The 26,470-nt window shown below is 68.0% G+C and carries 24 protein-coding genes; 12 read left to right on the forward strand and 12 right to left on the reverse strand.

Annotated features, from left to right (window positions below; genetic code table 11):
• Positions 1–101: 101 nt before the first annotated feature.
• On the reverse strand, positions 102–1,304 hold the full coding sequence (locus tag FBZ87_RS24815) for an MFS transporter (RefSeq protein ID WP_211107174.1): 1,203 nt from the start codon (positions 1,302–1,304) through the stop codon (positions 102–104).
• 98 nt (positions 1,305–1,402) lie between these two features.
• On the opposite strand from FBZ87_RS24815, the gene FBZ87_RS24820 reads away from it, so the two are divergent.
• Together FBZ87_RS24820 and FBZ87_RS24825 are read left to right on the forward strand one after the other, a co-directional pair.
• Positions 1,403–2,371: a LysR family transcriptional regulator gene (locus FBZ87_RS24820; RefSeq protein ID WP_281289005.1), complete on the forward strand. Its 969-nt coding sequence runs from the start codon at positions 1,403–1,405 to the stop codon at positions 2,369–2,371.
• A 144-nt stretch (positions 2,372–2,515) separates the two neighbouring features.
• On the forward strand, positions 2,516–3,517 hold the full coding sequence (locus FBZ87_RS24825) for an alpha/beta fold hydrolase (RefSeq protein ID WP_186454964.1): 1,002 nt from the start codon (positions 2,516–2,518) through the stop codon (positions 3,515–3,517).
• Here FBZ87_RS24825 and FBZ87_RS24830 read toward each other — a convergent pair whose 3' ends face one another.
• Together FBZ87_RS24830 and hisS are read right to left on the reverse strand one after the other, a co-directional pair.
• A complete protein-coding gene (locus FBZ87_RS24830) occupies positions 3,518–6,700 on the reverse strand; it encodes a transglycosylase domain-containing protein (protein WP_246134584.1) in 3,183 nt (1,060 codons plus the stop codon).
• 199 nt (positions 6,701–6,899) lie between these two features.
• Positions 6,900–8,273, reverse strand: coding sequence for a histidine--tRNA ligase (gene hisS, locus FBZ87_RS24835; protein ID WP_145613279.1), 1,374 nt, complete (start codon positions 8,271–8,273; stop codon positions 6,900–6,902).
• Between the two features lie 163 nt (positions 8,274–8,436).
• Between hisS and pyrC the strand changes: the two genes are divergently transcribed.
• On the forward strand, positions 8,437–9,513 hold the full coding sequence (gene pyrC / locus FBZ87_RS24840; protein WP_145613280.1) for a dihydroorotase: 1,077 nt from the start codon (positions 8,437–8,439) through the stop codon (positions 9,511–9,513).
• Positions 9,514–9,548: 35 nt separating this feature from the next.
• Positions 9,549–10,223, forward strand: a complete 675-nt coding sequence (locus tag FBZ87_RS24845; protein WP_145613281.1) for an orotate phosphoribosyltransferase — start codon at positions 9,549–9,551, stop codon at positions 10,221–10,223.
• Positions 10,224–10,285: 62 nt separating this feature from the next.
• On the opposite strand, the gene FBZ87_RS24850 is transcribed toward FBZ87_RS24845, so the two are convergent.
• Positions 10,286–11,137, reverse strand: coding sequence for a helix-turn-helix domain-containing protein (locus tag FBZ87_RS24850; protein WP_145613282.1), 852 nt, complete (start codon positions 11,135–11,137; stop codon positions 10,286–10,288).
• A 142-nt stretch (positions 11,138–11,279) separates the two neighbouring features.
• On the opposite strand from FBZ87_RS24850, the gene FBZ87_RS24855 reads away from it, so the two are divergent.
• Entirely contained in the window at positions 11,280–12,269 is a 990-nt protein-coding gene (locus FBZ87_RS24855) for an alpha/beta fold hydrolase (RefSeq protein WP_145613283.1), read from the forward strand.
• A 72-nt stretch (positions 12,270–12,341) separates the two neighbouring features.
• Here the strand turns inward: FBZ87_RS24855 and FBZ87_RS30145 are convergent, their stop codons facing one another.
• The gene (locus tag FBZ87_RS30145; protein WP_281289006.1) at positions 12,342–14,006 is read right to left on the reverse strand and encodes a methyl-accepting chemotaxis protein; all 1,665 of its coding nucleotides are present in this window, start codon (positions 14,004–14,006) and stop codon (positions 12,342–12,344) included.
• A 619-nt stretch (positions 14,007–14,625) separates the two neighbouring features.
• On the opposite strand from FBZ87_RS30145, the gene FBZ87_RS24865 reads away from it, so the two are divergent.
• Positions 14,626–14,937, forward strand: coding sequence for a hypothetical protein (locus FBZ87_RS24865; protein WP_145613285.1), 312 nt, complete (start codon positions 14,626–14,628; stop codon positions 14,935–14,937).
• 107 nt (positions 14,938–15,044) lie between these two features.
• Here FBZ87_RS24865 and FBZ87_RS24870 read toward each other — a convergent pair whose 3' ends face one another.
• Together FBZ87_RS24870 and FBZ87_RS24875 are read right to left on the reverse strand one after the other, a co-directional pair.
• Positions 15,045–16,511: a serine hydrolase domain-containing protein gene (locus FBZ87_RS24870; RefSeq protein ID WP_145613286.1), complete on the reverse strand. Its 1,467-nt coding sequence runs from the start codon at positions 16,509–16,511 to the stop codon at positions 15,045–15,047.
• A 123-nt stretch (positions 16,512–16,634) separates the two neighbouring features.
• Positions 16,635–17,057: an RT0821/Lpp0805 family surface protein gene (locus FBZ87_RS24875; protein WP_145613287.1), complete on the reverse strand. Its 423-nt coding sequence runs from the start codon at positions 17,055–17,057 to the stop codon at positions 16,635–16,637.
• Between the two features lie 263 nt (positions 17,058–17,320).
• Between FBZ87_RS24875 and FBZ87_RS24880 the strand changes: the two genes are divergently transcribed.
• From FBZ87_RS24880 to FBZ87_RS24890, 3 genes are read left to right on the forward strand one after another with little or no spacing between them, the layout of a single operon-like run.
• On the forward strand, positions 17,321–17,833 hold the full coding sequence (locus FBZ87_RS24880) for a MarR family winged helix-turn-helix transcriptional regulator (RefSeq protein ID WP_145613288.1): 513 nt from the start codon (positions 17,321–17,323) through the stop codon (positions 17,831–17,833).
• Between the two features lie 53 nt (positions 17,834–17,886).
• Positions 17,887–18,588 carry a response regulator gene (locus FBZ87_RS24885; RefSeq protein WP_145613289.1) on the forward strand — a complete coding sequence of 234 codons (702 nt, stop codon included), beginning with the start codon at positions 17,887–17,889 and terminating at the stop codon, positions 18,586–18,588.
• A 31-nt stretch (positions 18,589–18,619) separates the two neighbouring features.
• Positions 18,620–20,002 carry an ATP-binding protein gene (locus FBZ87_RS24890; protein ID WP_145613290.1) on the forward strand — a complete coding sequence of 461 codons (1,383 nt, stop codon included), beginning with the start codon at positions 18,620–18,622 and terminating at the stop codon, positions 20,000–20,002.
• Positions 20,003–20,083: 81 nt separating this feature from the next.
• Here FBZ87_RS24890 and FBZ87_RS24895 read toward each other — a convergent pair whose 3' ends face one another.
• The 5 genes from FBZ87_RS24895 to FBZ87_RS24915 form a co-directional block, all read right to left on the reverse strand.
• Positions 20,084–20,566: a phasin family protein gene (locus FBZ87_RS24895; RefSeq protein ID WP_004272223.1), complete on the reverse strand. Its 483-nt coding sequence runs from the start codon at positions 20,564–20,566 to the stop codon at positions 20,084–20,086.
• 188 nt (positions 20,567–20,754) lie between these two features.
• Positions 20,755–21,249 (reverse strand): YbaK/EbsC family protein, encoded by a 495-nt coding sequence (locus FBZ87_RS24900; RefSeq protein WP_145613291.1) that lies wholly within the window; start codon positions 21,247–21,249, stop codon positions 20,755–20,757.
• Positions 21,250–21,255: 6 nt separating this feature from the next.
• On the reverse strand, positions 21,256–22,065 hold the full coding sequence (gene proC / locus FBZ87_RS24905; RefSeq protein WP_145613292.1) for a pyrroline-5-carboxylate reductase: 810 nt from the start codon (positions 22,063–22,065) through the stop codon (positions 21,256–21,258).
• A 52-nt stretch (positions 22,066–22,117) separates the two neighbouring features.
• The gene (locus FBZ87_RS24910; protein WP_088870881.1) at positions 22,118–22,621 is read right to left on the reverse strand and encodes a type III secretion system chaperone family protein; all 504 of its coding nucleotides are present in this window, start codon (positions 22,619–22,621) and stop codon (positions 22,118–22,120) included.
• Positions 22,622–22,891: 270 nt separating this feature from the next.
• Complete coding sequence (locus FBZ87_RS24915) at positions 22,892–23,197, reverse strand: accessory factor UbiK family protein (RefSeq protein WP_145613293.1); 306 nt, start codon at positions 23,195–23,197, stop codon at positions 22,892–22,894.
• Between the two features lie 360 nt (positions 23,198–23,557).
• Between FBZ87_RS24915 and lgt the strand changes: the two genes are divergently transcribed.
• Genes lgt through pgeF form a run of 3 tightly spaced genes read left to right on the forward strand, consistent with a single transcriptional unit; the run spans position 23,558 to position 26,325 of the window.
• On the forward strand, positions 23,558–24,361 hold the full coding sequence (gene lgt, locus FBZ87_RS24920; protein ID WP_145613294.1) for a prolipoprotein diacylglyceryl transferase: 804 nt from the start codon (positions 23,558–23,560) through the stop codon (positions 24,359–24,361).
• Entirely contained in the window at positions 24,361–25,506 is a 1,146-nt protein-coding gene (locus FBZ87_RS24925) for a class I SAM-dependent methyltransferase (RefSeq protein ID WP_145613295.1), read from the forward strand. Before lgt ends, FBZ87_RS24925 begins: the two co-directional genes overlap by 1 nt.
• A 3-nt stretch (positions 25,507–25,509) precedes the next feature.
• Positions 25,510–26,325: a peptidoglycan editing factor PgeF gene (gene pgeF, locus FBZ87_RS24930; protein ID WP_145613296.1), complete on the forward strand. Its 816-nt coding sequence runs from the start codon at positions 25,510–25,512 to the stop codon at positions 26,323–26,325.
• Positions 26,326–26,470 lie beyond the last annotated feature (145 nt).

Here is a 26,470-nt window from a genome sequence, read left to right on the forward strand (position 1 = left end):
CGACTTGAGGTGGGCCGTGAACAGGCGGGGGATCCGACGTGTCCGGATATAGGCGCTAACGCCCCGCGGTGCAAAGCCCTTCCCGCGCATGCGCCCCGTCCTCAGGCCGCATGCGCGGGTTCGGAATGAAATCGCAGCCGGGCGTTCAGGGCGGCGCTGGCGAACAGCAGGACGGCGGTGACGATGAACACGGCGCGCATGCCAACGTGGCCGCCGATGAACCCGCCCAGCAGCGGCCCCGCCACCTGCCCCGCGAACTGGGCGGAGGTGGAATAGCCCAGGATGGCGCCGGCCACCCGGTCGGGCACGGCATGGCGGATCAGGGTGGTGATGGCCGGCAGCAGGCCGGCCAGGGTCAGGCCCATGAGGAAGCGCAAGGCCACCAATTGCCAGGTATGGGTGACGAAGGCCTGCGGAATCATCAGCAGGCCGGTAGCAGCCAGGCAGGCGATGACCACGGTGCGCGGCCCCAGCCGATCGGTCAGCCGGCCCACACGGGGTGCCGCCAGCATGCTGGCCAGGGCGCCGCCCGCCATCACCAGGCCGGACAGGAAGGCGATGTCGCTGCCCGGGGCGGCGATCTGGCCGACATAGACGGTGATGATGGGTTCGATCGACATGTTGGCCACCATCAGCATGCAGGCGGTCAGCAGCATGGCGTAGACCGGCCGCCGGTCGGGAATCTGGCGCCAGGGGCTGCCGGTTAGGTGGGGATCGGCGGCCCTGGCCCGCGGTTCCTCCCGGATCAGGGTGGCGGTGGCGATGAAGGTCAGGAAGATGACGCCGGCGGCGGCGAAAAAGGTCTGGCGCAAGCCGATGAGGCCGGGCAGCGCCCCACCGATCAGCGGCCCGGCCAGGCTGCCGGCCAGCATGCCGGTGGACAGGATACCCAGCGCCCAACCGGAGCGGGCCTTAGGCGTCTGGGTCGCCACCAGCACGATGGAGCCGGAGGCGTAACCACCCAGCAGGCCCGCCAGCAGGCGCAGGGCCACCAGCTGATAGACATCCTGGAGCAGGCCGGTCAGGGCGATGGCCACCGTCATGCTCAAGCTGGCACGGATCAGGATGAGCTTGCGGCCATAGCGGTCGGCGAACTTGCCCCACAGGGGGGCGGTGGCGCCCGCGCCAAAGAAGGTGGCGCCATAGGCGATGCCCGACCACTGCACGATGGCGGCATGCCCCGCCACCCCCAGATGCTCCACGTACAGCGGCAGGAAGGGCAGGATCAGGCTGAGGCCCGCGATGGTGGTGAAGGACCCGAATAGGCAGACGTAGAGGTTCCGCCGCCAATGCAGGGATTCCATGATGGCCATCCTTAAAAACAACAGTTCACCCTGAAAACTGGCGCGGCCGAGGTCAGAGGTCCAATATATGGCACAGGCGAAGGTGATCGCTTTTAGCAATGGCGCTGCCAGGAACCGAGGCCAGGAACATGGAACTGCGCCACATCCGCTATTTCCTGGCGGTGGCCGAGGAAGGCAACTTCACCCACGCGGCGGCCCGACTGGGCATCGGCCAGCCGCCGTTGAGCCAGCAGATCAAGGACCTGGAGCGCGAGGTGGGCGCGAGGCTGTTCCACCGCGTGCCCCATGGCGCTGAACTGACGGAGGCCGGCCGCGCCTTCCTGGATCGCGTGCGCCCTTTCCCCGCCTTGGCGCAGCAGGCGCTGGATGGCGCGCGGCGGGCGGCGCGGGGGGAGCTGGGCAGCCTGCGGGCGGGCTTCACCTCCTCCTCCGCCTTCAACCCGGCGGTGGCCGGCGCTATCCGGTCCTTCCGCCGGGCCTACCCCGAGGTGGATTTGGGCTTGGTCGAATCGAATTCCATTCCCTTGCTGGCGGCGCTGGAAGGGGGTGAGGTCGACATCATCTTCCTGCGCACCGATCCGCCCCCGGGCGGCCCGGTGCAGACCCGCCTGCTGGCGGTGGAGCCCATGGTGGCCGTCCTGCCCGCCGGCCATCCGGCGGCGGGCGCCCCTGTGCTGGACCTGGGGCGGCTGAGGGACGACCCCTTCATCCTGTTCCCCAAGGGCGCCGGCCCCAGCATGTTCGAGACTACCCTGGCCGCCTGCCACGCCGCGGGGTTCGAGCCGCGGCTGTACCAGACGGCGCCGCAGATGAGTTCCATCGTCAACCTGGTGGCCGCCGAATTGGGCGTGTCCATCATGCCGGCGTCGATGTCCCAGGTGCGGGTGGCGGGCGTGGTCTTCCTGCCCCTGGCCCCGTTGCCAGGCATTCCCCAGCCGACGGCCCGGCTGGCGCTGGCCTGGCGGCGGGGTGATACGCGTGTACTGGTCCGTAACTTCATCAACCACGCGGGCCCCGCCGTGGCCGAACCCAAGGGCATGGATGAAACTTTTCCACCCGCCCTGTGAGCACGCGCATAGCAGGAAGCGCCACTTGGCTAATAATCTGACAAAATGTGCAAATATGGATCGGCGACTTGATCGCGGCCCCGAATCGCGCCGACAATGCGGACAATAACGCCGAGAACTATGCGGGCCGGAACCGTCGCTGTCATGGACAACGCAGTCGAAACAACCCCTGGCGAAACATCCGCCGGCGCCGAGCCGGCGGGCTGGATCTATCCATCGGGCGGCGCCGGATGGGCCTGCCTGTATCTGGACCGTCCGGACGGCGCGCGGTTGCGCCTGGGCTGCTGGCAAAGTGGAAAGAGCGAGGGCCGCCGCGGCACTTGCCTGCTGGTCAACGGCCGCAGCGAATTCCTGGAAAAGTATGCGGAGCAGGCGGCGGAGTGGGCCGCCAGGGGCTGGCGGGTCGTGTCCTTCGACTGGCGCGGCCAGGGCCTGTCCACCCGGCCGCTGCCCAACCGCCAGCTGGGGCACATCGACGACTTCTCCACATACCTGGAGGATCTGGAGGCCATCATGGCCGCCCTGTGCCCGCCCACCGGGCCGGTCGTCGCCTTCGCCCATAGCATGGGCGGCCATCTGATGCTGCGTCATGTGCTGGACTGCGACACGGCGATGGAGGTACCGCGGCTGAAGGCCCTGATCCTGTCAGCCGCCATGGTGCAGATCAACACCGCCCCGCTGCCCGGCCGCGTCGCCGCCCTGATCGCCAATCTGGCCTGCCGCCAAGGCAAGGCTGAGGCCTATGCCCCCGGCCAGCGCGATTTCGACCCCGACGCGCAACGGTTCGAGGGCAACCCCCTGACCAGCGATCCGCGCCGCTTCAAGGTGGCGCTGGACGCCTGCCGCCAGCAGCAGGACCTTTGCCTGGGCGGCGTGACCTATGGCTGGCTGGCGGCCGCCTACCGCTCCACCGACTATCTCGCCCACGCCACCATGTCGGGCCTGGATCTGCCCATCCAGATCCTGGCGGCCGGGGCCGACCGGATCGTCAGTTCCCCAGCCTTGCGCGCCCTGGCCCGCCGCCTGCCCGACGCCCGCTTTCACAACTATCCCGGCGCCCGGCATGAACTGATGATGGAGAACGACGCCATCCGCCGCGCCGTGTGGGAAGATGTGGACCACTTCCTGGAGGAAACGGGGTTGTAGTTAGCCCTGGTCCGGCGGCATCAGCATCAAGGGCTGCAGCGCCGGGGCCAGGACACGGAGCAGCTGGGCCGGCAGGGCGCTGGTGAAGTGGTAGTTGGCGGCCTGGGGCCCATGGACATGGGCGGTGATGACGCCGAAGAAGCGGTCGCCGGCGTAAAAGACGAACGTGGCGGTGCGGTTCACCACCCGTGATTCCAGCAGCACCCCGCCGGGCCCGAAGCGGTCGAAGCGCTGGTCGCCCGTGCCAGTCTTGCCGCCCAGGGGCAGCGGATTGCCGTCGGCGTCATGGAAGGCGCCCTTGGCGCGCTGGGCCGTGCCGTTCTGCACCACGTCCAGCAGGTGGGCCTTCACCACCTCAACCAGGTCATGGGACAGAACGCGCTCCCCCTTCATCTGGTCATCCAGGCCCACCACCGTCTCATAGGGCGTTCCGGCGGCGAAATGCAGGCGGGTGACGCGGGCGGTGGGCAGGCGGACGCCGTCATTGACGATGATGCCCATCAGGTCGGCCAGCGCCCCCGGCCGGTCGCCCGAACTGCCGATGGATGTGGCGTAGGACGGCACCAGCGCCTCGAAGGGATAGCCCAGGCGCTTCCAATCGGCATGGATGCGGGCGAAGGCCTCCTCCTCCAGCACGATGCCGATGCGCGTGTCCTGGGCATGCTTGTAGCGGGTGGAGAATAGCCACTGATAGCTTTCCTGGCGCGAGGTGCTGCTTTCCTTCAGCATCTGACGCTTGGGCGCCTTGGGGCTGTCCTGAAGATAGGCCACCAGCCACAGCTCCAGCGGATGGACGCCCGCCATGTAGCCGCGGTCGTTCAGGCTCCACTTTTCCGGATCGGCCTTCTCGAACAGGGCAGCCACGGTGGCCGGCTTCAGCGGCTGGGGCTTGGCACCGGGTCGGGTGTCATTTTCCACCGCGCCGTGGGCGGCCAGGAAGCGGGCCAGATCCTCGGGCGTCGAATTCGGACGGACGGAGCGGTAGATGACGGCCAGCCGCTCCTCGCGCGTGCCGGCCTTGGCCGCCAGCTTCTCCAGCGCCTTGTCGGGGCTGAGGCCGCCATACTCGTCCCAGAAATGGTTCAGGAACGTGCTGCCTTCCCGGTCCGCGAACTGGGCCAGATAGGTCTGGCGGGCCGGATGGTGCGGGTCGTCCAGGACGTCGTCCTTCCGCGCCGGCCCCTCGGCGATATAATGGTTCACCACGTCGCGCATCAGGCGGATGAACACCAGGTTCACCGAGCGGCGCAACGCCTCCGACACCGTCAGGATGCGGTGGTCGTCCGACTTTTCGAAATTGTTGAAGCTATGCAGGCCACCACCGGTGAAGAAGCGCTCGCCCGTGCCGGCGGAATAGGTGCGCTCCATGGCCGCGTTCAGCATGGCCGGCAGGCCCTGGTCCCCCGTCTGCGCCAACGTGTCGGTCACCCAGCGCGTCAGGTTGTCGTCCGCCGCCGCCGAAATATCGCGCAGGGAGGCGGCGTCGCGCTGGTGATAGTCGCGGTACAGCTTTTCGATGATCTCAAGATAAGAGATCAAGGTGCGCAGCTTGGCGGTGGACCCCAAATCCAGCCGCGCCCCCTCGTTCAGATCCAGCGGCTGGTCCAGGGTGTCGACCTGCACCCGCACCAGGTTGGCGTGGGGAGCCCGTTCATACAGCGTGACGGAATAGACCACCTTGGCCGGATCGGCGCCGGTCAGCAGCCGGTCGCCGGTCAGGCCCAGTTCCGCCGTCGCCGCCGGATCCGCCAGGCGCTTCAGCACCCCGGTCACCCGCTCCTGCGCCGCCTGGTCCAGCGTCGTCTCGGTGGTCAGGTCCAGCCGATCCAACTGGTACAGCGTATGGGCGCCCAGCATGGTGGTCAGGCGGTTACGGATGGCGTTGACCGCCTTCTGCTCCACATACGACACGTCGGGCGGGTCCGGCGTTTCCTCGCGGAAGCGCAGTTTGAAGTTCTGCGCCGCGTCGGCCAGCGCCGGCGGGATGACGCCTGCCTTCTCCAGCACCCGCAGATGCTCGTTGCACAGGGCGTCCAGCGCCGTGCGGTTGGTGGTGAGGTAGAAGGATGGCCGCCGCTGGGCCAGCAGCAGGCTCAGCACCTGTTTGTAGACCACCGCCTGGGTCGCCAGATCCTCTTCCGTTTGGGGCGTCGCCCGCAGGATCTGGTTGGCGGCGGCGAAGTCGGTGCCGTACCAGGCCCACAGGCCGTCGCCCAGGCCGTTGATCTCGCCAATGCCGGGCCGCGCGGACAGGGGTGTGGAATTCAGATAGTCCACCAGGATGCGGTAGCGGGTCTGCGTGGTGTCGGCACCGTCCATATAGGCGCGCATGCTGGCCGACGCCATCTGGCGCAGCTTCTCCACCCCGTCCGCCGTCTGCCCGCCGGCGGAATGGCGGTACTTCTCCGTCTGGGTCGCCAGCGTGCTGCCGCCGATGCGCTGGGCACCCGGGTTGACGACCTGCAGGGGGATCTGCAGCAAGGCCAGGCCGAATCGGTCCCAATCCACCGCCGGGTTGCGGTAGGGATGGGCCGGGTCCAGCAGCTGGCGATTCTCGATGAACAGCAGGGTGTTGGCCACCAGGGGCGGGACGGAGGCGTAGCTGGTGAACACCCGCTCCGGATAGCTGGCGCCGTAGAGCAGCGTGCCGCCGCGGTCCAGCACCTGCAGCCCGGCCGAGGTCTTCTCCGCATAGGGCGGATAGAAGCTGAGGTCCAGATAGTCCAGCAGCGTGGGCGACATGCGTGCCTGGGCGGTGACGCGATAGGGCCCAGCCGTCAGCCGCTCCAGGAAGCTCGGCATCTGGGTATAGCCCAGCCGCTCGTCATACGGCCCCGCCGTGGGATAGCGCACGGCCGTGGTGGGGCCGGGGTAGACGGAATAGCGCAGGTCACGCCCGACCCGGGCCAGCAGCACGGATTCGAAGCCCGACGTCTCCGTTTCCAGCCAGGCGGCGCCGCCGATGCAGCCCAGGATAGCCAGGCTGGTGGTCCAGCCGAGGATGCGCACCCAAAGCGGCGTGCCCCGTCGGCGGACCTTCGGCGGCTTGGGCGCGGCGTCCGCCGTGCCCGCCCCCGGCGCCAGGCGCGAAACGGGTGGACGCAGGGCGGCCAAGGTGTCGGCCCGCCCACTAACACCCGTCAACGGTCCCCCGCCCAAGCTGTTGTCGGTGCTGGTCGTCATCGCCCGCGTATGCGGTCCCCCCTCAGCGCAGACCCGTCATGGGCCACCGGGCAGAGGCTCACCCCCCATCCCAACTAAGCGGCCTATCCTGCCCGCGATCAAGCGATATCAGGATCAGCCCCCTGTTGGGGGTAGCTTTTGCCGGCATCGTGGCCAAACACGTCCCTTTAACGCAAGGTCCGTGCCGGTTCCGGTGATCTCAGCGGGTCCGGCCGAACGCCGCCAGCAGATGGCCAGCCAAGTCGGCGCGGGCCACGGCGGCCTGCTCGCCGCTGGCCAGGCGCTTCACCGTCACGGTGCCGGCGGCGGCCTCGTCCGGGCCCATCATCAGCACCACCGGGATGCCGGCGCGATCGGCATATTTCATCTGCTTGGCGATTTTTGCCGGTTCCAGGTGCACCTCGACGTTCAGGCCGGCGGTGCGCAGCTCACCCGCCAGGGCCAGGTAGTCGGGCAGCAGCTCGGGCGCGAACTGGGTGACCAGCACGTCGATGGTGCTGGTCTGGTCCTTCACCAGGCCGGCCTGGTCCAGCACGTAGAACAGACGGGTGGCGCCGATGGAGATGCCCACGCCCGGCAGCTTGCTTTTGGTGTACTGGCTGGCCAGGTTGTCATAGCGCCCGCCGGAGCAGACGCTGCCCATCTGCGGGAAGTCGGTCAGGAAGGTCTCATACACCGTGCCGGTGTAGTAATCGAGGCCGCGGGTGATGGAGAAATTGACGCGGAAATGGCTGTCCGGCACGCCCAGGGCGCGCAATCCCGCCACCACCTGGGTCAGCTCCCCCAGGCCCTCATGGGCCAGGGCGCTGGTGCCGCCCAGATCCTTGGCCTTGGCCAGCATCTCATCCGTGGTGCCATCGATGCTGACGAAGGCCAGAATGGCATCGGCCGTCTCGGCCGGCAGCGCCTGCTCCCCCGTCAGGGTGGCGCGCACGGCATCCACGCCCACCTTGGGCAGCTTGTCGATCTCGCGCAGCACGGCGGCCTGAGCCTCGCCCTCGCTCAACCCCAGGCCTTCCAGGAAACCGCGCAGGATCTTGCGGTTGGACAGGTTGATCTGGAAGGGGCCGACATCGATGCCCACCTGCGCCAGATCGCGGAACACGGTGTAGATGACGGCCGGCATCTCGGCGTCATAGACGATGGACAGGCTGTCCTTGCCGATGACGTCGATGTCGCACTGGTAGAACTCGCGATAGCGTCCCTTCTGCGCCCGCTCCCCACGATAGACGCGCTGGATCTGGTAGCGACGGAAGGGGAAGCTCAGGTCATGCTCATGCTCCGCCACATAGCGAGCGGTGGGCACGGTCAGGTCGAAGCGCAGGGCGATATCGGGCCGCTTGGCCTGTTCCAGGGCGCCGGTCGACTGTACGAAATAGATCTGCTTTTCCGTCTCGCCGCCCGACTTGGTCAGCAGCACGTCCACGGTTTCGAACACCGGGGTTTCGATCTGCAGGAAGCCGAAGCGCTCAAAGCCCCGCCGGATGGTGTCCAGCATGCGCTGGAAGGCGATCTGCTTGGACGGCAGCAGTTCCATCGTGCCGGGCGGCGTGCGGGGGGCGATCAGGGCCATGGGATCGAACTCGGAATCTAAGAGACGGACAAGACGGGCTTCATACCCGATTTGCCCGGTGGCGCGCCACAGGCATGGGCAACCCCAAACCCACGGGGGTTGAGCCCGCGCGCCTCAGCGCGTACCACTGGCGCCCGGACATCATAAGCCGGACCCCTGCCCCATGAGCGCGACCCCCGCCGCCCGCCTGATCCTGCGACGCCCCGACGACTGGCACTTGCACGTCCGCACCGGCGCCATGCTGCGCGCGGTGCTGCCGCATTCCGCCCGCCAGATGGGCCGGGCCATCATCATGCCCAACCTGGTGCCGCCGGTGACCGACCGCGCCGCCGCACGGCGCTACAAGGCGGAGATCGAGGAGGCCTTGGGAAGCTTGCCGGAAAACGGCGGTGCCCGCTTCCAGCCGCTGATGACCGCCTACCTGACGGACGGCAGCAGCGCCGATGAGATCGCCGCCGGCTATGAGGAAGGCCTGTTCCGGGCGGTGAAGCTGTACCCCGCCCACGCCACCACCAATTCCGCCCATGGCGTCACCGACCTCGCCAATGTCGCCGGCGTGCTGGCGCGCATGCAGGACATCGGCATGCCCCTGCTGGTCCATGGCGAGGTGACCGACCCCGCCATCGACATCTTCGACCGCGAGGCGGTGTTCATCGAGCGCGTGCTGCTGCCGCTGATGGATCGCTACCCGGCCCTGAAGATCGTGCTGGAACACGCCACGACGGAAGAGGCGGTGGCCGTGGTGGAGGCGCACGGGGCCAGCGGGCGCCTCGCCTGCACCATCACCGCCCACCATCTGATGATCAACCGGTCGTCCATCTTCGCGGGCGGCATCCGGCCCCACCTCTATTGCCTGCCCATCGCCAAGCGGGAGAAGCACCGCCTGGCCCTGCGCCGCGCTGCCACCAGCGGCCAGCCGTGGTTCTTCCTGGGCACCGACAGCGCGCCGCACCCCACCAGCGCCAAGGAATCGGGCTGCGGCTGCGCCGGCATCTACACGGCGGCCAGCGCCATCGAACTCTACGCCCAGGTCTTCGACGAGGAAGGCAAGCTGGACGCGCTGGAGACCTTCGCCAGCCTGAACGGCCCGCGCTTCCACGGCCTGGCGCCCAACGAGGACACCATCACCCTGGTGCGCGACGGCTACACCGTTCCCGATCTGGTGGACGCCGGCGGCAGCAACGCTGTCCTGCCCTTCCGCGCCGGCGAACGGCTGGACTGGCGCCTGCTGCAGGACTAATACCTCCACCAATTTATCTTCCGCCCGAGGTCCCCATGATCGACGCCCAGACCGCCGCCAGCCTGACCGCCCGCATCCTCCTGGACATCAAGGCGATCCACTTCAACGCCGCCCAGCCCTTCATCCTGACCTCGGGCAAGGCCAGCCCGGTCTATATCGACTGCCGCAAGGTCATCAGCTTCCCCCGCGCCCGCTCGGCCATCATCGATTACGCCGTGCAAACAGTAATGCGCGACGCCGGATTCGAGGCGTTCGACGGTGTGGCCGGCGGTGAGACGGCCGGCATCTCCTACGCCGCCTGGATGGCCGACCGCATGGGCCTGCCCATGCAGTACGTGCGCAAGAAGCCCAAGGGCTTCGGCCGCAACGCCCAGATCGAGGGCCAGTTCGCCGAAGGCGACCGCATCCTGCTGGTGGAGGATCTGACCACCGACGGCGGCAGCAAGGTGGGCTTCGTCAACGCCCTGCGCCAGGCGGGTGCCGTTTGCGAGCACGCCTTCGTCGTCTTCCACTACGGCATCTTCCCCAAGAGCGTGGAGACGATGCGCGAGATCGGCGTCACCCTTCATGCCCTGACCACCTGGTGGGACGTGCTGAAGGTGGCGCGAGACCACAACTATTTCGATACCGGAACGATGCTGGAAGTGGAGAAGTTCCTGCACGCCCCGGCCGAATGGTCGGCTGCCAACGGCGGCAAGGTGGAAGGATAAGCCTTCCACCAGGCGGATGTTTACCGCAGCGGCATGGGGCGACCCATGCCGCTGTTTGTTTATCAGGCAGACGCAGCCGCCAGCGCCTTGCACCGCTCCGCCGTACGCTCGTCGGCCGGGAACATGCACTCGATGCGCAGTTCCTCCACCGTCACATCGCGGGCGGAGCCGAAGGTGGTGATGGTGGAGAAGAAGCGCAGGGGGTGGCCCTCACCGTCCAAGGCACCGCCGGCGAACACCGTGGTGCACAGCGGCAGGGGGTAGGCGTCGGGATCGCGCGACCGCCAGCGGGCGGGCACGCCGGGATAGGCCAGCACATCGTCCAGCAAGGTGCGCAACCCCTGGTCCAGCGGGGTGGCCGCGAGTTCGTTGTGCAGGTGGCAGATCAGGTCGCCGGCCAGGCTTTCCCAATTGCCCATGACGGGCCGCATGTCCTCCGGATCGAACACCTGGCGCAGGATGTTGTTGTGCCGGGGCATGCCGCCGCGCGCCAGGCTGACGATGCGGGCGGTGGCCCGGTTGATGCGCACCACGTCCCAGCGGCGGTTCATCACCACGGCCGGGTAGGGTTCCTGCTGGCCGATGATGAAGTCGATGGCCTGGCGCACCGGTGCCATGGCCGGGGTGGCCAGCGTCGCCTCGCTGTAGCGCGGGGCATAGCCCGCGGCCACAAGCAGGGCGTTGCGCTCGCGCAGGGGCATGTCCAGCGTATCGGCCAGTCGGGCCAGCAGTTCACGGCTGGGCTGGGCCTTGCCGGTTTCCACACAGCTAAGGTGCCGGGTTGAGACACCAGCCTCCAGCGCCAAGTCCATTTGGCTCATGCGCCGTGCCGCCCGCCATTCGCGCAGCAGCAGGCCCAGCGGCGTCGGCTGGGAGGGAAGGACGGTCACGGTCGCGGCGGCGGCATGGGTCATGGTGCGGGAATGATACGGCGTCCCCGGGCAAAAGCCATGACCTCGGAGGTCAAGAAACCATGACCTGGCGGGTTATCGACCGCGAATAAGGCCCGGGCGTATCCCTGGGGCATCCGAACAACCTTCCCTTGAGGGATGAGAGATGCTTTCCGCACCGTTCGACCGCCGTCATTTCCTGCAGGGCCTGGCCGGGATCGGCGCCACCGTGGCGCTCGGGACCCCCGGTGCCGGCGCCGCCGCCCTGTCCGGCACCGGGCCGCTGAACGCCGCCGCCTACCGCAGCTTGCGCCGCTATGCCGGCACCCCCTTCGGCCATGTCGCCTACATGGACCAGGGCAACGGCCCCGACGCCCTGTTCCTGCACGGCTTCCCCCTGAACAGCTTCCAGTGGCGGGGCGCCATCGACCGGCTGTCGGCCCATCGCCGTTGCCTGGCACCGGACTTCCTGGGCCTGGGCTACAGCCGGGTGCCGGACGGTCAGGCGGTGACGCCGGATGTCCAAGTGCGCATGTTGGCTACTTTCCTGGACAGCGTGGGCGCCAACACGGTGGACATCGTGGCCAACGACAGCGGCGGGGCGGTGGCCCAGCTGTTCGTTACTCAATACCCCAAGCGGGTGCGCAGCCTGCTGCTGACCAACTGCGATACCGAGCCCGACAGCCCACCCCCGGCCCTTCAGCCAGTGCTGGAGATGGCGCGGGCCGGCACCTTCGCCGACCGCTGGCTGGCGCGCTGGGTGGCGGACAAGGATTTGGCGCGCAGCCCCACAGGCCTGGGCGGCCAGACCTTCAGCGACCCCGCCCGCCCCACGGACGAGGCCATCGACTATTACCTGGGTCCGCTGGTCAGCAGCCCCCGGCGCAAGGACCTGGTGCATGCCTACACCCTGGGCCTGGACCCCAACCCCCTGGCGGGGATCGAGAAGGAGTTGCGCCGGGTGACGGCGCCCACGCGGATCGTCTGGGGCACGGCCGACACCATCTTCGACCCCGCCGGCGGCGACTATCTGGCCGGCATCCTGCCTAACTGCCAGGGCGTGCGCCACCTGCCCCAGGCCAAGCTGTTCTTCCCAGAGGAATATCCGGACATCATCGCGGAGGAGGCCCGGAAGCTGTGGGGGGTGACAGCCTGAGAACTTGCCGCCCCCTTCCAATAAAAACCCCGCAGGATCGCTCCTGCGGGGTTTTCGATGCACCAGACCGACTTAGGCGGCGCGGACCTGCTGCAGGAAGCGGTCCACCTGGCCGGCCAGGGTGTCGGACTGCTGGGCCAGGCCGGTGGCCGCGCCCAGGACTTGGGTGGCCGACTTGCCGGTGTCCTCGGCTGCATGCTGCAGCGAGCCAATGTTGCGCGACACTTCCATGGTGCCCATGGAGGCCTGCTGGACGTTCCGGGCGATTTCCTTGGTCGCCGCGTCCTGCTCTTCCACGGCGCCCGCGACCATGTCGGAGATGTCGTTGATCTCGGCGATGGTCCTGGAAATCGTGATGATGGCGTCAACCGCGTCGCGGGTGGCGTCCTGCATGGTGGAGATCTGGGCGGAGATTTCCTCCGTCGCCTTGGCCGTCTGGTTGGCCAGGCTCTTCACCTCGCTGGCCACGACCGCGAAGCCCTTGCCGGCTTCACCGGCGCGGGCCGCCTCAATGGTGGCGTTCAGCGCCAGCAGGTTGGTCTGGCTGGCGATGTCGGAGATCAGCTTCACCACGTCGCCGATGCTTTGGGCGCGCGAGGCCAGCGACTGCACGGTCTCGTTCGTCTTCTCGGCGGTGGAGGCGGCCGCCTTGGCGATGCGGGCCGAGGTGTTGACCTGGTTGGAAATCTCAGCGAGGGAGCCGGCCAGTTCCTCGGTGGCGCTGGCCACCGACTGCACGTTGGCCGAGGCCTGCTGCGTGGCGGCGGCGACGGCGCCGGCCTGGCTGCGGCTCTCGTCGGCCGAACCGGACAGCGTCTGCGCGCTGGACTGCATGCGGGTGGCGGCCTCGGACACCTGGGCCACGACGCCCTTCACGGTGCTCTCGAACTCGTCGGCCAGGCGGTTCATGGTGCGGCGCTTCTCTTCCGCCGACTCCCGCTCCGCCTGCTCCTGCACCTTCTTCAGGCGCTCCACTTCCAGGGCGTTGTCCTTGAACACCTGGACGGAGGCGGCCATGGCGCCGATCTCGTCGCCCCGCTCGGTGCCGGTGATGTCCACGGTCAGGTCGCCGCTGGCCAGACGGCCCATGGCGGTCTGCAGGGTGGTCAGCGGACGGCTGACAAGGAAGTGCAGCAGCACGGCCAGGCCGCCGACCAGGATCGCCAGCACGATGATGGCGGTCAGCAGCGAGCCCTTGACGGTGGAGGAGATGGCCTCGTTCAGGCCCTGGCGGCTCCACGCCACGATCAGGGTGCCGACCTGGTCGTGGTTGGCGCCGGCCTTCACCGGCGACATGACGATCAGGTGGTCGCCGCGATCGAAGGCCTTGGTCTCGGTGACCTTCTTGGGCAGGTCCTTGTCCTTGTCGATGGCGTAGGTCGGCAGGGTCTTGCTGTCGAAGCTGTCCAGGGATTCGCCATCGCCGTCGTTCACGCGCACGCCCGCCAGGCTGCCGCCCGCGCGGGTGCTGAGGTCGGCATAGGCGTCTGCGATCGAGTCCTGCTGCTTGAAGCGGACGGCGGCGCTCATCTGCTGCGCCAGCATTTCCGTTTCCTGGCGCTCAGACGCCACGGACTGGGCCAGCATGGCCTTATGCATCTGATTGGCGCTGAGCCAGATGACAGCACCCAGGCCGATAATCGTGGGAATGGCGACCGCAGGGGCGATCTTGCGCCCAATGGTAAACCAGCTTCTCGAATTTTCCGGCTTCTTCACCAGGCCACTGACACGCCCCAAAAACCCATCTGCCTCATACGACATTATTTACTACCCCTGCTTTGTTCATTGCCCCGCGCCGCTGTCGTCGCCAAGACCGACAACCACCCTATCAAACCGGTGCGCGCCCCCGAACCCCTCGCCCACAGTGCGATCGCGGCTCGGCCCAGGCCCTGGGCTAATACCTAGACATGCTTTCGCAGACCTGTAAACTGACTTATAACCTCAACTACAGTTAACGCCGCCGAGGACCACGACGACTGAAATTTATCTTTCGCAATGCGGAAAGGATTTCAGCCTGGATCCATTAGCGTCAGACTCTGGTTAAAACCCCGGAATCCAAAGCGCTAACGGGGTGAGATAAACGAAACGGGGGGAAAGGGGCTGGGCCCCGGAGTTCTTCTTAGCATTTTAAGTAATAAAAATTCAGCAGAGGTGACAAAAAACGTCACCACTCCGTCATATCGGATCACGACCCGGCAGCGGCTGGGCGACCGGGACGGTGGCTGATCGTGAACAGGGCTCGGGCCCGCAACGGACGGGCCCGAAGTGAAGACAAACGTAGGTAACAATCCGTAAACCCTTGACGGATAGTCTTTTTTAGACCGTGTACTTACTGGACTCTGGGAGGTTGGTGCAGATGAAGAAGCGGGTGGCAGCCATCGTCCTGATGGCTGGTTTGGGGGTTGCGGGCGTGGCGCGGGCGGAGTGCTCGCTGGGCACGCCCCCCGCCGTGCCGGACGGCAGCAAGGCGGCGGAAGCGGAGATGCAGGCGGCATCCGCAGCCGTGAAGAAGTTCATGGCAGAGACCCAGGACTACATGAGCTGCGTCGAGTTCGAAGGCAAAAATGGCAACGGCAACTGGCAGAAGAAGTACAACGACGCCGTCGACCAGATGCAGAAGCTCGCGAGCGAATTCAACAAACAGTTGAAAGCCTTCAAGTCCAAATAATGCCTAACGCCCGCCATTCCGCCGCGCCCCTCCCGGGGCCGGCGGACAGACGGCAGGGATTCCACTCCGAAGCACCACTTCCAGTGGCGGATAATGGTTAAGGCGCCTCACCGCCGGTGCGGCGTTTTGTCCGCCGGCGGCGATCCTATGCCCGGCTTGCCGGGAGCGCCTCCCGGCAAGCCGGGGGCGATCGGCAAGGCCGGCTGGGCATCCTTTCCGCGGGAAGGGACCGCGTCCAGCGGCACCGTCACCACCGTCGGCGGCTTGCGCGGCGTGACGATGGGCGGCATGGCCAGCCCTTGCGGCTGGACGGCGATGGAGGAATACGGCGTGCGCTTAGGCTCCGGCGGACGTTCCAGGTGGCGCGTCACCAAGTTCACCAGCGTAGCATCATCCCAAGGCTCGACCGCGCGGCCCAGGCGCAGGATCACCAGGTCGGCCGCCTTCGACACGTAAAGCCGCTGGCCACCGGCGCCCGCCATGAAGACGGTGTCAGGCTCGGCGAAGGCTTCGGCCGCCTTGATGGGGCCGCCTTTTTCCCGCGGCCAGGCGAGGCGCACCCGCATGCCCTCGTTACGGGCGAACAGCGTAGGCCGCTGCATCTCCTCCACCCAGGGCATGGGCAGGACCGGACGGCTTTCCACCTGGCCGCCATCCTTCAACAGCAGGCCCAGGCGCAGCCAGTCGCGCGCCGTTGCCTTGACGCAGCAGCCCACCAGGGTGGCGCGGCCGCTGTCATCCAGCAGCATCTCCGCCGGGCGGGCGCCGATCGGAGCCCACAGCGCCTGCGACAAATAGGCCGCCAGCGGCTGCCTGGTCGCCTTTTCCAGCACCAGGGCCAGCACCTGCAACTCACCTTCCGCCGGCTTGTAGCGGGTGCCGGGTTCCGCCTCCAGCGCCAGGCCTTTCAGCCAGACGCCGGCATCGGCCGCTGCCGGGCCACCCGGGGTGCCGTTATCGGGCGGGAAGCCGAGGCCGCTGCTGCCCACCAGCAGGTCGCGCACGGTGATCCGACCCCGCGGATCGTCCTTCCAGTCTGGGAAGATCTGGCCCAGCGTCTGATCCGCAGAGGTGAAGAAACCATCCTGGATGGCCTTGCCGGTCAGGAAGGTCAGCAGGCCCGCCTGCAGACCGGCACCGTCCATCAGGTCCGCCGGTCGGGTGCCGGGACCGTAGTCCTCCACCTGCAGGGCGCCGCGATACCAGACCAGCAGGGCCGTGGTGCCGGTGTTGGACTCGAAAGTGTGCAGGGCCTTCAGGCCCTCATCCGAAATCTGGCGGTCATCGGGCGAAGCCACCGTCAGGATCGGACCGTCGCCGCCCGCCACCTCCACCGTCACCGGACCGCGAGGGCTCGGGGGTTCCGCCGCCGCCGGCGGTGAGGGTGGCGGCGTTTCCACATGCCTGCCCCAATGGGCCAGCAGCAGGCCGCCGCCGATGGCCACCACCGCCACCGGCGCCAGCAGCAGGGCCACCCGAAGGTAGCCGCTCCGGGGCTCACCGGGCCTGGCGGTGCCGGGCCTGGAGGCGCCGGGCTTGGGCGGGGTGGCCCCCGATTTCGGTGACTGGGACATCAGTACGCAACGCTCCCCGAAGGCGGACGGGTCCGCCCGGGCGCCGGCCCGGCACGAACTCCGGCATAAGCCTTGGCCGTGACTGTGGCACGGCCAAGGCAGCGAGAGTCGGCGGGGGCCGCCTTACTTGCGTTCGCGGACCGGGTAATCGACGCCATCAACCACTTCCCAGCTGCCGTCGGGCTGGCGGCAGATGAAGCCGGTCTGGTGGCGGAACAACTGGCCCTGGAACACCACCGAGTGGAATTCGCGGCACGGGCGGTTTTTGGCGTCGAAGCCGTCACGCAGCATCTTCACGGTGCCCTGGCGGCCCGTCTGCGGGTTCGTCCAGTTCACGGTTTCCTGGATGGGCTTGCCCGTGGCTTCCTTCAGCGCCGTCTGCAGCGCGGTCAGGTCGCTGGCGTCCAGCGTGATGTCCGTGGGTGGCGGCTTGGGCGCCTCCACCGGCGGCGGCTCGGCCGGCGCCGCGGGCTTCTCCTCGGGCTTGGCGGCACAACCCGCCAGCGCCAGCAGCATCAGTCCGGCGACCGACAGCTTCATCTTCATCCCTTTGGCTCCTGCATCCCCTGGTAAACGCCCCCCAAAATCGACGGCGCCCCGATTGAGCGCCCCTTTTGCCAAAGGTGACGCCCGCCGCGCAATCCCTGCCGAAGCCCGACCCCCGAAAGCCAGAGCCCGAAAGGCGGTATCCCGCCGAAGGGCCGAGCCCGGTGGGATGCGACGGATCGTTCGTGAAACCGCTCCCCTTCACGGGCGCAACTGGCATAATGCCGCCCGTTATTCGTGCCAGTACCGAAAGCCTGCATCGTATGACCGACATGAAAACCGGCGTAAATCCCCTGTTCCTGCGGGAGGAGGAGCTGCGGCAGGCGATGGAGATGCTGTTCTACGCCTACCGCGACTTCACCGCCGAACCCGACACCATGCTGGAGAAGATCGGCCTGGGCCGGGCGCACCACCGCGTCATCTACTTCGTGGGGCGCCATCCCCACATCACGGTGACCGACCTGCTGGGCATCCTGCGCATCACCAAGCAGAGCCTGTCGCGCGTTCTGCAGGATCTGGTGCGTGAGGAGTATATCGTGCAGCGCCAGGGCACCCGTGACCGGCGCCAGCGCCTGCTGGACCTGACGCCCAAGGGCCAGGAACTGGAACGCCAGCTGTCCGAGCCCCAGCGCCAGCTCATTGCCCGGGCCTACCGCCGGGCAGGGGCGGAAGCGGTGGAGGGCTTCCGCAAGGTCATGGTCGGCATCATGGACGACAGCGACCGGGACACGTTCGCCCAGGCCCGACCGGCCGTGGCGGCGCTGGCGAAGCGCTGAGCCCGCATTATGTTATGCTGCCGCCCCGCGACCGTTAGGGAGAGCATTCGGCCATGACGATGACGCAGCAGGCCCTGCCCGAGGAGCAACCCCACATCCTGGTGGTGGACGACGACGACCGCCTGCGCGAGGCGCTGCGGCGCTATTTGTCGCAGAACGGCTTTATCGTGTCGGCCGCGGCGGACGCGGCGGCGGCCCGGCGCATGCTGGCCTCCCTGCACTTCGACCTCATGGTGCTGGATGTGCGCATGCCCGGCGAGTCGGGGCTGCAGCTGACCCGCAGCTTGCGCGCCGATGGCGGCCTGCCCATCCTGCTGCTGACGGCCAACGGCCAACCGGACGACCGCATCGCCGGGCTGGAGGCCGGGGCCGACGACTACCTGCCCAAGCCCTTCGAGCCGCGCGAGCTGGTGCTGCGCATCACCTCCATCCTGCGCCGCCTGCCCAAGCCGGCGTCGGTCGCGGCGGAGGTGCGCCTGGGCCGTTGGGTGTTCGACGCCGAACGGGAAGAACTGCGGTCGGGCGAGGAGACCGTGCGCCTGACCAGCGGCGAGGCCAGCCTGCTGCGCACCCTGGCCGCCCAGCCGGGAGTGGTGTTCACGCGGGAGGATCTGGGGCGCGCCGGCATCGACAGCAACGCCCGCGCCATCGACGTGCAGGTCACCCGCCTGCGCCGCAAGATCGAGACCGACCCGCGCCAGCCGCGCTATCTGCAGACGGTGCGTGGCGAAGGTTATGTGCTGCGGCCCGACTGAGGCCCCCTTTTTAGTCGCTGAAGGACGCCCCATGAGCATGACGCGTGAACAGGCGCCTCGGCGCCAGGGTTTGGGGGCGCCCCCGGTGATCAACCCGTCCGGCGTCGTGAAGCGGCTGCTGCCGCGCACGCTGTTCGGCCGGTCGCTATTGATCATCACCACGCCGGTGATCCTGGCTCAGGCCATCGCGACCTTCTACTTCTATGACCAGCACTGGGAACGGGTGACCAACAACCAGGCCTTCGGCGTGGCGGGCGAGATTGCCATGGTCATTGAGCAGCTGGGCCGCGACCAGACGGAGGAGGACCAGAGCGCGACCCTGGACATGGTGACCCGCACCACCGACCTGATGGTAACCTTCCGCCCGGGCGAACGGCTGCCCAACTGGCACCGCCAGCACCTGTTCGGCATCCTGGAGCACACGCTGGGCCGGGCCCTGGATGAGAAGGTTGGCCGCCCCTGGACCATAGACACCCACGTGGCCCACGAATGGTACGGCATCAACGTGCAGCTGCCCGACGGCGTGCTGCACGTCCTGTCGCCGGAGCGGCGGCTGTTCAGCTTCACCAGCTGGGTGTTCATCCTGTGGATGGCGGGTAGCTCGCTGCTGCTGTTCACCATCGCCATCATGTTCATGCGCAACCAGATCCGGCCCATCCGCCGCCTGGCCATCGCGGCGGAGGCCTTCGGCAAGGGTCGCGACACCCCCTTGTTCAAGCCGGAGGGCGCATCGGAAGTGCGGCAGGCCGCCACGGCCTTCCTGCAGATGCGGGAACGTATCCAGCGCCAGATCAGCCAGCGCACGGAGATGCTGGCCGGGGTCAGCCACGATCTGCGTACCCCCCTGACCCGCATGCGTCTGCAGCTTGCCATGCTACCCGAGGCCCAGGAGGTGGAGGAGCTGAAGGCCGACGTGGCCGAGATGGAGGGGATGATCGAGGCCTACCTGGCCTTCGCCCGGGGCGAAGGCGCCGAACCGCCCGCCCCCACCGATGTGGGCGCCTTGCTGAGCGACGTGGTGGCCAACGCCCTGCGCGAGGGCCGGTCGGTGGAATTGAGCCTGCCGGACGCCACCATCATCGTGCCGCTGCGCGCCAACGACTTCCGCCGCTGTGTCGCCAACTTGGTGGGCAACGCTGTGCGCTACGCCGGCCGCGCCTGGGTGACCCTACAGCGCCAGGGCGGCCACCTCTATGTCCTGGTTGACGATAATGGGCCCGGCATCCCGGCGGAGATGCGGGAGGAGGTTTTCCGTCCCTTCCACCGCCTGGACAGCTCCCGCAACCAGGCCACCGGCGGTGTCGGCCTGGGCCTGGGCATCGCCCGCGACATCGCCAACCGTCACGGTGGCAACGTCCTGCTGGAAGACAGCCCCCGGGGCGGCCTGCGAGCGGTGATCAGGCTGCCTGTGTAAGCAGCGGGACAGCGGAAATGAAAACGGGCGGCACCCGAAGGTGTCGCCCGTCCATTTATCAGCGCGAGGCTGGAACCAGGCTTAGTGCTTGGTCTGGGCCTTGGCGATGGCGGCCTTCACTTCCTCGATGCTTTCCTTCACGCGGTTGGACAGCACGTCGGCGGCTTCGCTGTTGGACTTGGCGATCAGCTCGGCCAGTTCCTTGACGTTGGCCAGGGCCTTCTCGAAAGCGGTCTTCACCAGCTCGGCCTGCTTGGCGACCTTGTCTTCCGGAGTGCCGGTGGACAGGAAATCGGAAACCACGGAGGAGGTCTCCTCCAGGCTCTGACGCAGGATTTCGGCCTGGCGGCGCAGGACGGCCTGGATGCCTTCCACGGCCAGCTGGTTGGCGGCCGTCACCGCCTCGATGTTCTTGCGCTGGGCGGCGACGAAGGCATCGACGTCGATGCCCGGCACTTTGTAGTCAGCCAGCGTCTTGCTGAAGTCCACCTTGGTGAACTCCGCGAACTTGGACGGGTCGAAAAACTTCGTCATGTCGAAGTCGAGGAACGGATTGGTCGCCATAGTGTTCAGATCCCTATACGGCTTGCGCCGCTGCGGTGCGGCAATTCCGGGGGGATAATGCTTGGGGTAAGCCAGCCGGTCAATCGTTTTTGTGCACCGCACAATAAACTCTTTTGGCTAGTACAGGCCGGCCAAGCACCGCCATAGGTCGAACCGGCTAAGACACCGGTGGCACCCGGTCCTTCCGCCTAGGCGACGTCCACCACCCGGGCGCCGCTCAGCCGGGCCAGCACATCGGGGGCGATGGCGAATACGGCATTGGGGGTGCCGGCCGCCGCCCAGACCGTGGGAAATGACAGCAAACGGCGGTCGAATAATGTGACAGGCGTCACCGCGTGGCCCAGCGGCGGAACGCCGCCTATGGGAAAACCCGTGGTCAACCGCACATACTCTGGATCAGCGCGCAGCAGCCGGTCGCCATTCAGCGTGTCGGCCAGGGCCTTGGCCACCAGGGCCTCGTTGATGCGGGTGGCGCCCGACGCCACCACCAGGACGGAGGCGTTTTTTTCGCGTGTGCGAAAAACGATTGACTTGGCGATTTGTGCCGCATCGCAACCAATCACCGCCGCGGCCTCCGCCGCCGTGCGGGTGGTGGCCGCGAATTCCACGACGTGGATGGGCTGGCCCAGATCGTTCAGCAGGTTCTGGATCTTCTGCGCGCTGGGGCTGAGGGGTCCGGCCATGACGCGTCAGCCCGCCAGTTCCCGCGACCGCCGGTTGGCGGCGGCGACCGCGCGGGTCATCAGCGGCGCCAGGCCTTGCCCCTCGTCCATCAACACGTCCAGCGCCGCCTGGGTGGTGCCCTTGGGGCTGGTGACGTTGATGCGCAGCTGGGTGGCCGTGGTATCCGGATTGCGGTACAGCAGCTCGCCCGCCCCCGTCACCGTGGCCCGCGCCAGGCGCAGCGCCAGGTCCGGCGGCAGGCCCACGGCGGCGCCGGCGGCGGCCATGGCCTCCACCAGGTGGAAGACATAGGCGGGGCCGCTGCCCGACACGGCGGTGACCGCGTCGATCAGCCCCTCATTCTCCACCCAGACCACCTCGCCCACGGCGCTCAGCAGCCCCTGGCACAGGTCGCGCTGGCTGGCCGAGACGGCCGGCGTGGCATAGGCGCCGGAGATGCCCCGGCCCACGGCGGCCGGCGTGTTGGGCATGGCCCGTACTAGGGCGGCGCCAGCGCCTAGTACCTTCTGGAAATAGGCGATGGTCTTGCCGGCGGCAATGGACAGGAAGACAGCGCTGCCGCCATACGCGGCGTAGGCCGGCAGCGCCTGATCCATCATCTGGGGCTTCACGGCCAGCACGACGGCGGTGGGACTGAAATCCGCCGGGATGGCGGCGGGATCGGACACCAGGACCGTCCCCTCCGGCGCGGAAGCGGCAGGGGCCACGGGGTCGACGATGACCACGCGGCGGACGGTGCCCGCCGCCTGCCAGCCGGCAAGCATGGCGCCGCCCATCTTGCCGAAGCCCACCAACAACAAATTCACAGCCGTCATCCCCGCACCCAATTTATGACATTCCAACGGAGGTCCCGGGGTGTGGGCTGTATCAAGCTTCGCCAAGCGTGTCCAGAATGGCGGCGGAAACGGCGTCCGCGGCACTTTTGCCGCCCCAGATGACGAACTGGAACGCGGGGTAGTAGCGCTCGCACTCCGCCACCGCGATTTCGACCAGATCCTCGATCTGTTCCACGCTGGCGGCCCGCGTGCCCCGCAGCAGCAGCGTCTGGCGGAACATGGGCGTGTGCTCTTCACTGCACACGTCGAAGTGGCCCAGCCACATCTTGCCGTTCACTTCGGCCAGCAGTTCGGTGACGGCGAGCTTGCGCGCCGGCGGCACCTTCATGTCGAACTGACATGAGAACTGCATGGCGCTGACTTCGTTCTGCCACACGAAAAACAGCCGGTAGTCGCACCACCGGCCGTTGATCTCGACGATCATCTCGTCTTCGCTGGCGCGCTCGAACGGCCATTCGTTGGCCGAGACGATCTCCTCGACGATATCAAGGGGATTGTGTGTGGTGCTGCTAGTCTCGACGGCAAGTGCCGACATGATACGCCCTCCTGTCGCGCGCGATGGCAAGGGACGACCCATCCCACCCGGCGCCGGACCGAAAACGTCCGATCCGCTCAAAAACAAAATCTGGTGCTGCCGGGCGTGGGAGCTACCAGGGGTACGGTGCCAGAGGACAACCGCCCTCGCAACCGTCTTCTACCCGGCCGCCGGGCCCGTTCGGTGCCCACCCCTTGTGAGCAGGGCCGGAAGCCCGGGATCCCTTGGGTTTCGGCCCAAGGCACCCCTTTCGGCCAGGGAGGTGCACGCTCAGGCCGGCTTATCCGCCTCGGCCGCGGCCTTGGCCACAACCGACTCAAGATGGGCGACGCGATCCAGCAGCGCCTGCTGCAGGACCATCAGCCGGTTGATCTCATCCTCCTGCGCGCGGGCGCGGGCCGCCATTTCCTTCACGGCCTCGAACTCGTCCCGGCGGACCATGTCCAGGCCGCTGAGAACGCGTTCCAAACGCTGGCGCACATGGCCCTCGACCTCGTTCTTCAGCCCGGCCACGGCGCCGACGGCGCCCCCGGCCACACGGGCCAAATCGTCCAGCACCTTGTTGTCCACCTGCATCGCCTCGATCCTCAAAGCAGTACCGCCGACGCCCCGGTACCGTTGCGGCGGGACCCGGAAAGCGAACGGCCATCAAGCCGCCATTATCGCGCCCCACGTTCGCACGTGCAACAGCACCTTCGAAGCGCCCTCGGGAGCGCCCCGGGGGAGCGTTACGGGGCATGCCGCAGGGCCCGGATTCCGGCCGCTGGTTGCGACCGGGGCCTGGGGCCCCTATAAAGCCGGACAGCCGAGTCCATTTCTTTCATACGGTCGGCCATGTGGGGGCGGACGCCCGCCGGGACAAGGGCGCGCCGATGTGCCCGGCACCCACCGCATGACAGGCCGGAAGAAGACGTCCACGGGGATATCCGCAGCATCATGGCCCTCGCCTTTCCCAACATCAGCCCGACGATCGTCGAGATCGGCCCCTTCGCCCTGCGCTGGTACGCGCTGGCCTACATCGTGGGGGTGACGCTGGGCTACCGCCTGGCGCTGGGCATGGCCCGGCGCGTGAACGGCCGCCCCACCCCGGCGGAGCTGGATGACTTCCTGGTCTGGGCCGTGGTCGGCGTGCTGGCCGGCGGGCGCCTCGGCTTCATCCTGTTCTATAATCTGGATTTCTACCTGCAACATCCGCTGGACATGCTGAAGGTCTGGAACGGCGGCATGTCCTTCCACGGTGGCATGACGGGCGTGGCCCTGGCCGTGCTGCTGTTTGCACGGCGGCGCGGCTTCAACCCGCTGTTCCTGGGGGACCTGGCCGCCGTGGCCGCCCCCATCGGCCTATTCCTGGGTCGCCTGGCCAATTTCGTGAACGGGGAACTGTGGGGCCGTCCCACCGACGTGCCCTGGGGCATGATCTTCCCCCATGCCGACGACCTGCCCCGCCACCCCAGCCAGCTGTATGAGGCGGGGCTGGAGGGCATCGTGCTGTTCACCGCGCTGTTCCTGCTGTCACGCATCCCGTCGGTCCGGGACCGCACCGGCACGCTGACCGGCGCGTTCCTCATCGGCTACGCCCTGTGCCGCATCACCGCCGAATTCTTCCGCGAGCCCGACGTGCAGGTCGGCTTCCTGCTGGGCGGCGGCGTCACCATGGGCCAGATCCTGTCGGTGCCCATGCTGCTGATCGGCGTGATCCTGGTCGCCCTGGCCCGCCGGCGCGTGCCGGCAGCGGCCTGATGTCCGGCGCGACCCCGGCCACCGCGGCGCCGGCGACCCTGGCTGAACACCTGATTCGCCGCATCGGCGGCGAAGGCCCCCTACGCCTGTCCACCTTCATGGCCGAGGCGCTGGGCCATCCCACGCTGGGCTATTACACCACCCGCGACCCGCTGGGCGCCGCTGGCGACTTCACCACCGCGCCTGAGATCAGCCAGATGTTCGGGGAACTGCTGGGCCTGTGGTGCGCGCAAGCGTGGCTGACCCTGGGCTCCCCCACGCCTCTGCATCTGGTGGAGCTGGGCCCCGGGCGCGGCACGCTGATGGCCGACGCGCTGCGCGCCATGGCCCGGGTTCCCGGCCTGACCCAGGCCCTGCGCGTCCACATGGTGGAGACCAGCCCGTCCTTGCGCGCACGGCAGCGTGCGACGCTGGCAGCCCTGCCCACCGCCGCACAGCCGCCCCAACCCATCGCCTGGGCCGACAGCCTGGAGGCGGTGCCCGACGGGCCGATGCTGCTGCTGGCCAACGAATTCTTCGACGCCCTGCCCATCCGCCAGATGCAGAGGACGGCGCGCGGCTGGGCCGAGCGCTGCGTCACCTGGCTTGAACCGGAAAGCCGTTTCGCCTGGACGCTGGACGCCAGCGGCGGCGCCGAACTGCTGGTGCCGCCTGAGCTTCGGGACGCGCCCCTGGGCGCGGTGGTGGAGCTGTGCCCCGCCGCGCTGACCGTGGCGGGGGAGATCGGGCGCCGCCTGGCCACCTACCCGGGCGCCGCGCTGGTGGTGGACTATGGCTATGACGCGCCGCCCCTGGGCGACACGCTGCAGGCGGTGCGCAGCCACGCCTACGCCCCCGTGCTGGACGCCCCTGGCCAAGCCGATCTGACCGCCCATGTGGATTTCCGCACCCTGGCCGCAACGGCGGTGGCGGTCGGCGCCCAGTCCCATGGCATCGTCGGACAGGGAGTCTTGCTGCACCGTCTGGGCATCCAGCAGCGCGCCGCCACCTTGAAACGGGGCGCCATGCCCCCGCAGGCCCGTGTCATCGACCTGGCGCTGGACCGCCTGACCGCCCCCGACCAGATGGGCCGCCTGTTCAAGGCCCTGGCCCTGACCAGCCCGGGCGCGCCGCCGCCCGCCGGCTTCGAACCCAGCGAAGGCTGATCCATGACACCGTCACCCCCCGCCGCCCCGATCCCTGAAGACCGCCCCTACCTGACCTTGGACGCCCTGGACCTGCCCGGCGTGCGCCATGGCTATTTCACCCGGCGTGGCGGTGTCTCCACTGGGCTCTATGCCGGGCGCAATGTTGGCTTCGGCTCCAACGACGCAGCGGCCGCGGTGGCGGAAAATCGGGCGCGGTGCGCCGCCGACCTGGGCCTGCCGGCGGACAGCCTGGTCACCGTCTACCAGATGCACAGCCCCACGGTGGTGACGGTAGAGCACCCCTGGGCACGGGATGACGCGCCCCAGGCCGATGCCATGGTCACCCGCCGGCGGGGCATCGCCCTGGGCATCCTGACGGCGGATTGCGTGCCCGTTCTGTTTGCTGATTCGACCGCCGGGGTGATCGGCGCCGCCCATGCCGGCTGGAAGGGCGCCTTCACCGGCGTGCTGGAGGCCACGGTGCGGGCCATGGCGGATCTGGGCGCCGATCCCGCCCGCATCGTCGCCGGCGTCGGCCCGCATATCGGCGCCGCCTCTTATGAAGTGGGGCCTGAGTTCGAGGCCCGTTTCCTGGAGGACGACGCCGGCAACGCCCGCTTCTTCCATGCCGGCCAGCGGGCGGACCACCCCCTGTTCGACATCGGGGCCTACGTCGGGCACCGGCTGTCCGGATGCGGCTTGGCCAGCGTGGCGCATACTGGTCATGATACGGTTGAGCGGGAGGATCTGTTCTTCAGCTACCGGCGGTCCACCCTGCGGTGCGAGGTTGATTATGGCCGCCATATCAGCGTCATAGCCCTGGAATCTTTCCCTTGAGACCGTCCCCGGCGGGGGTCCGGCCACCTATTATCAGCGCATGCCCCCCGTGCCCAGACAGCGGGGGGCGGCGGTTTACAGCCTAGGCCTTGCTTGATATGGTCCGCGCGCCTTTATGAAGGTATGAAGACGCCCCGGCGTCGCC

Origin of the sequence: Nitrospirillum amazonense, assembly GCF_007828035.1 — a bacterium.
GTDB lineage: Bacteria > Pseudomonadota > Alphaproteobacteria > Azospirillales > Azospirillaceae > Nitrospirillum > Nitrospirillum amazonense.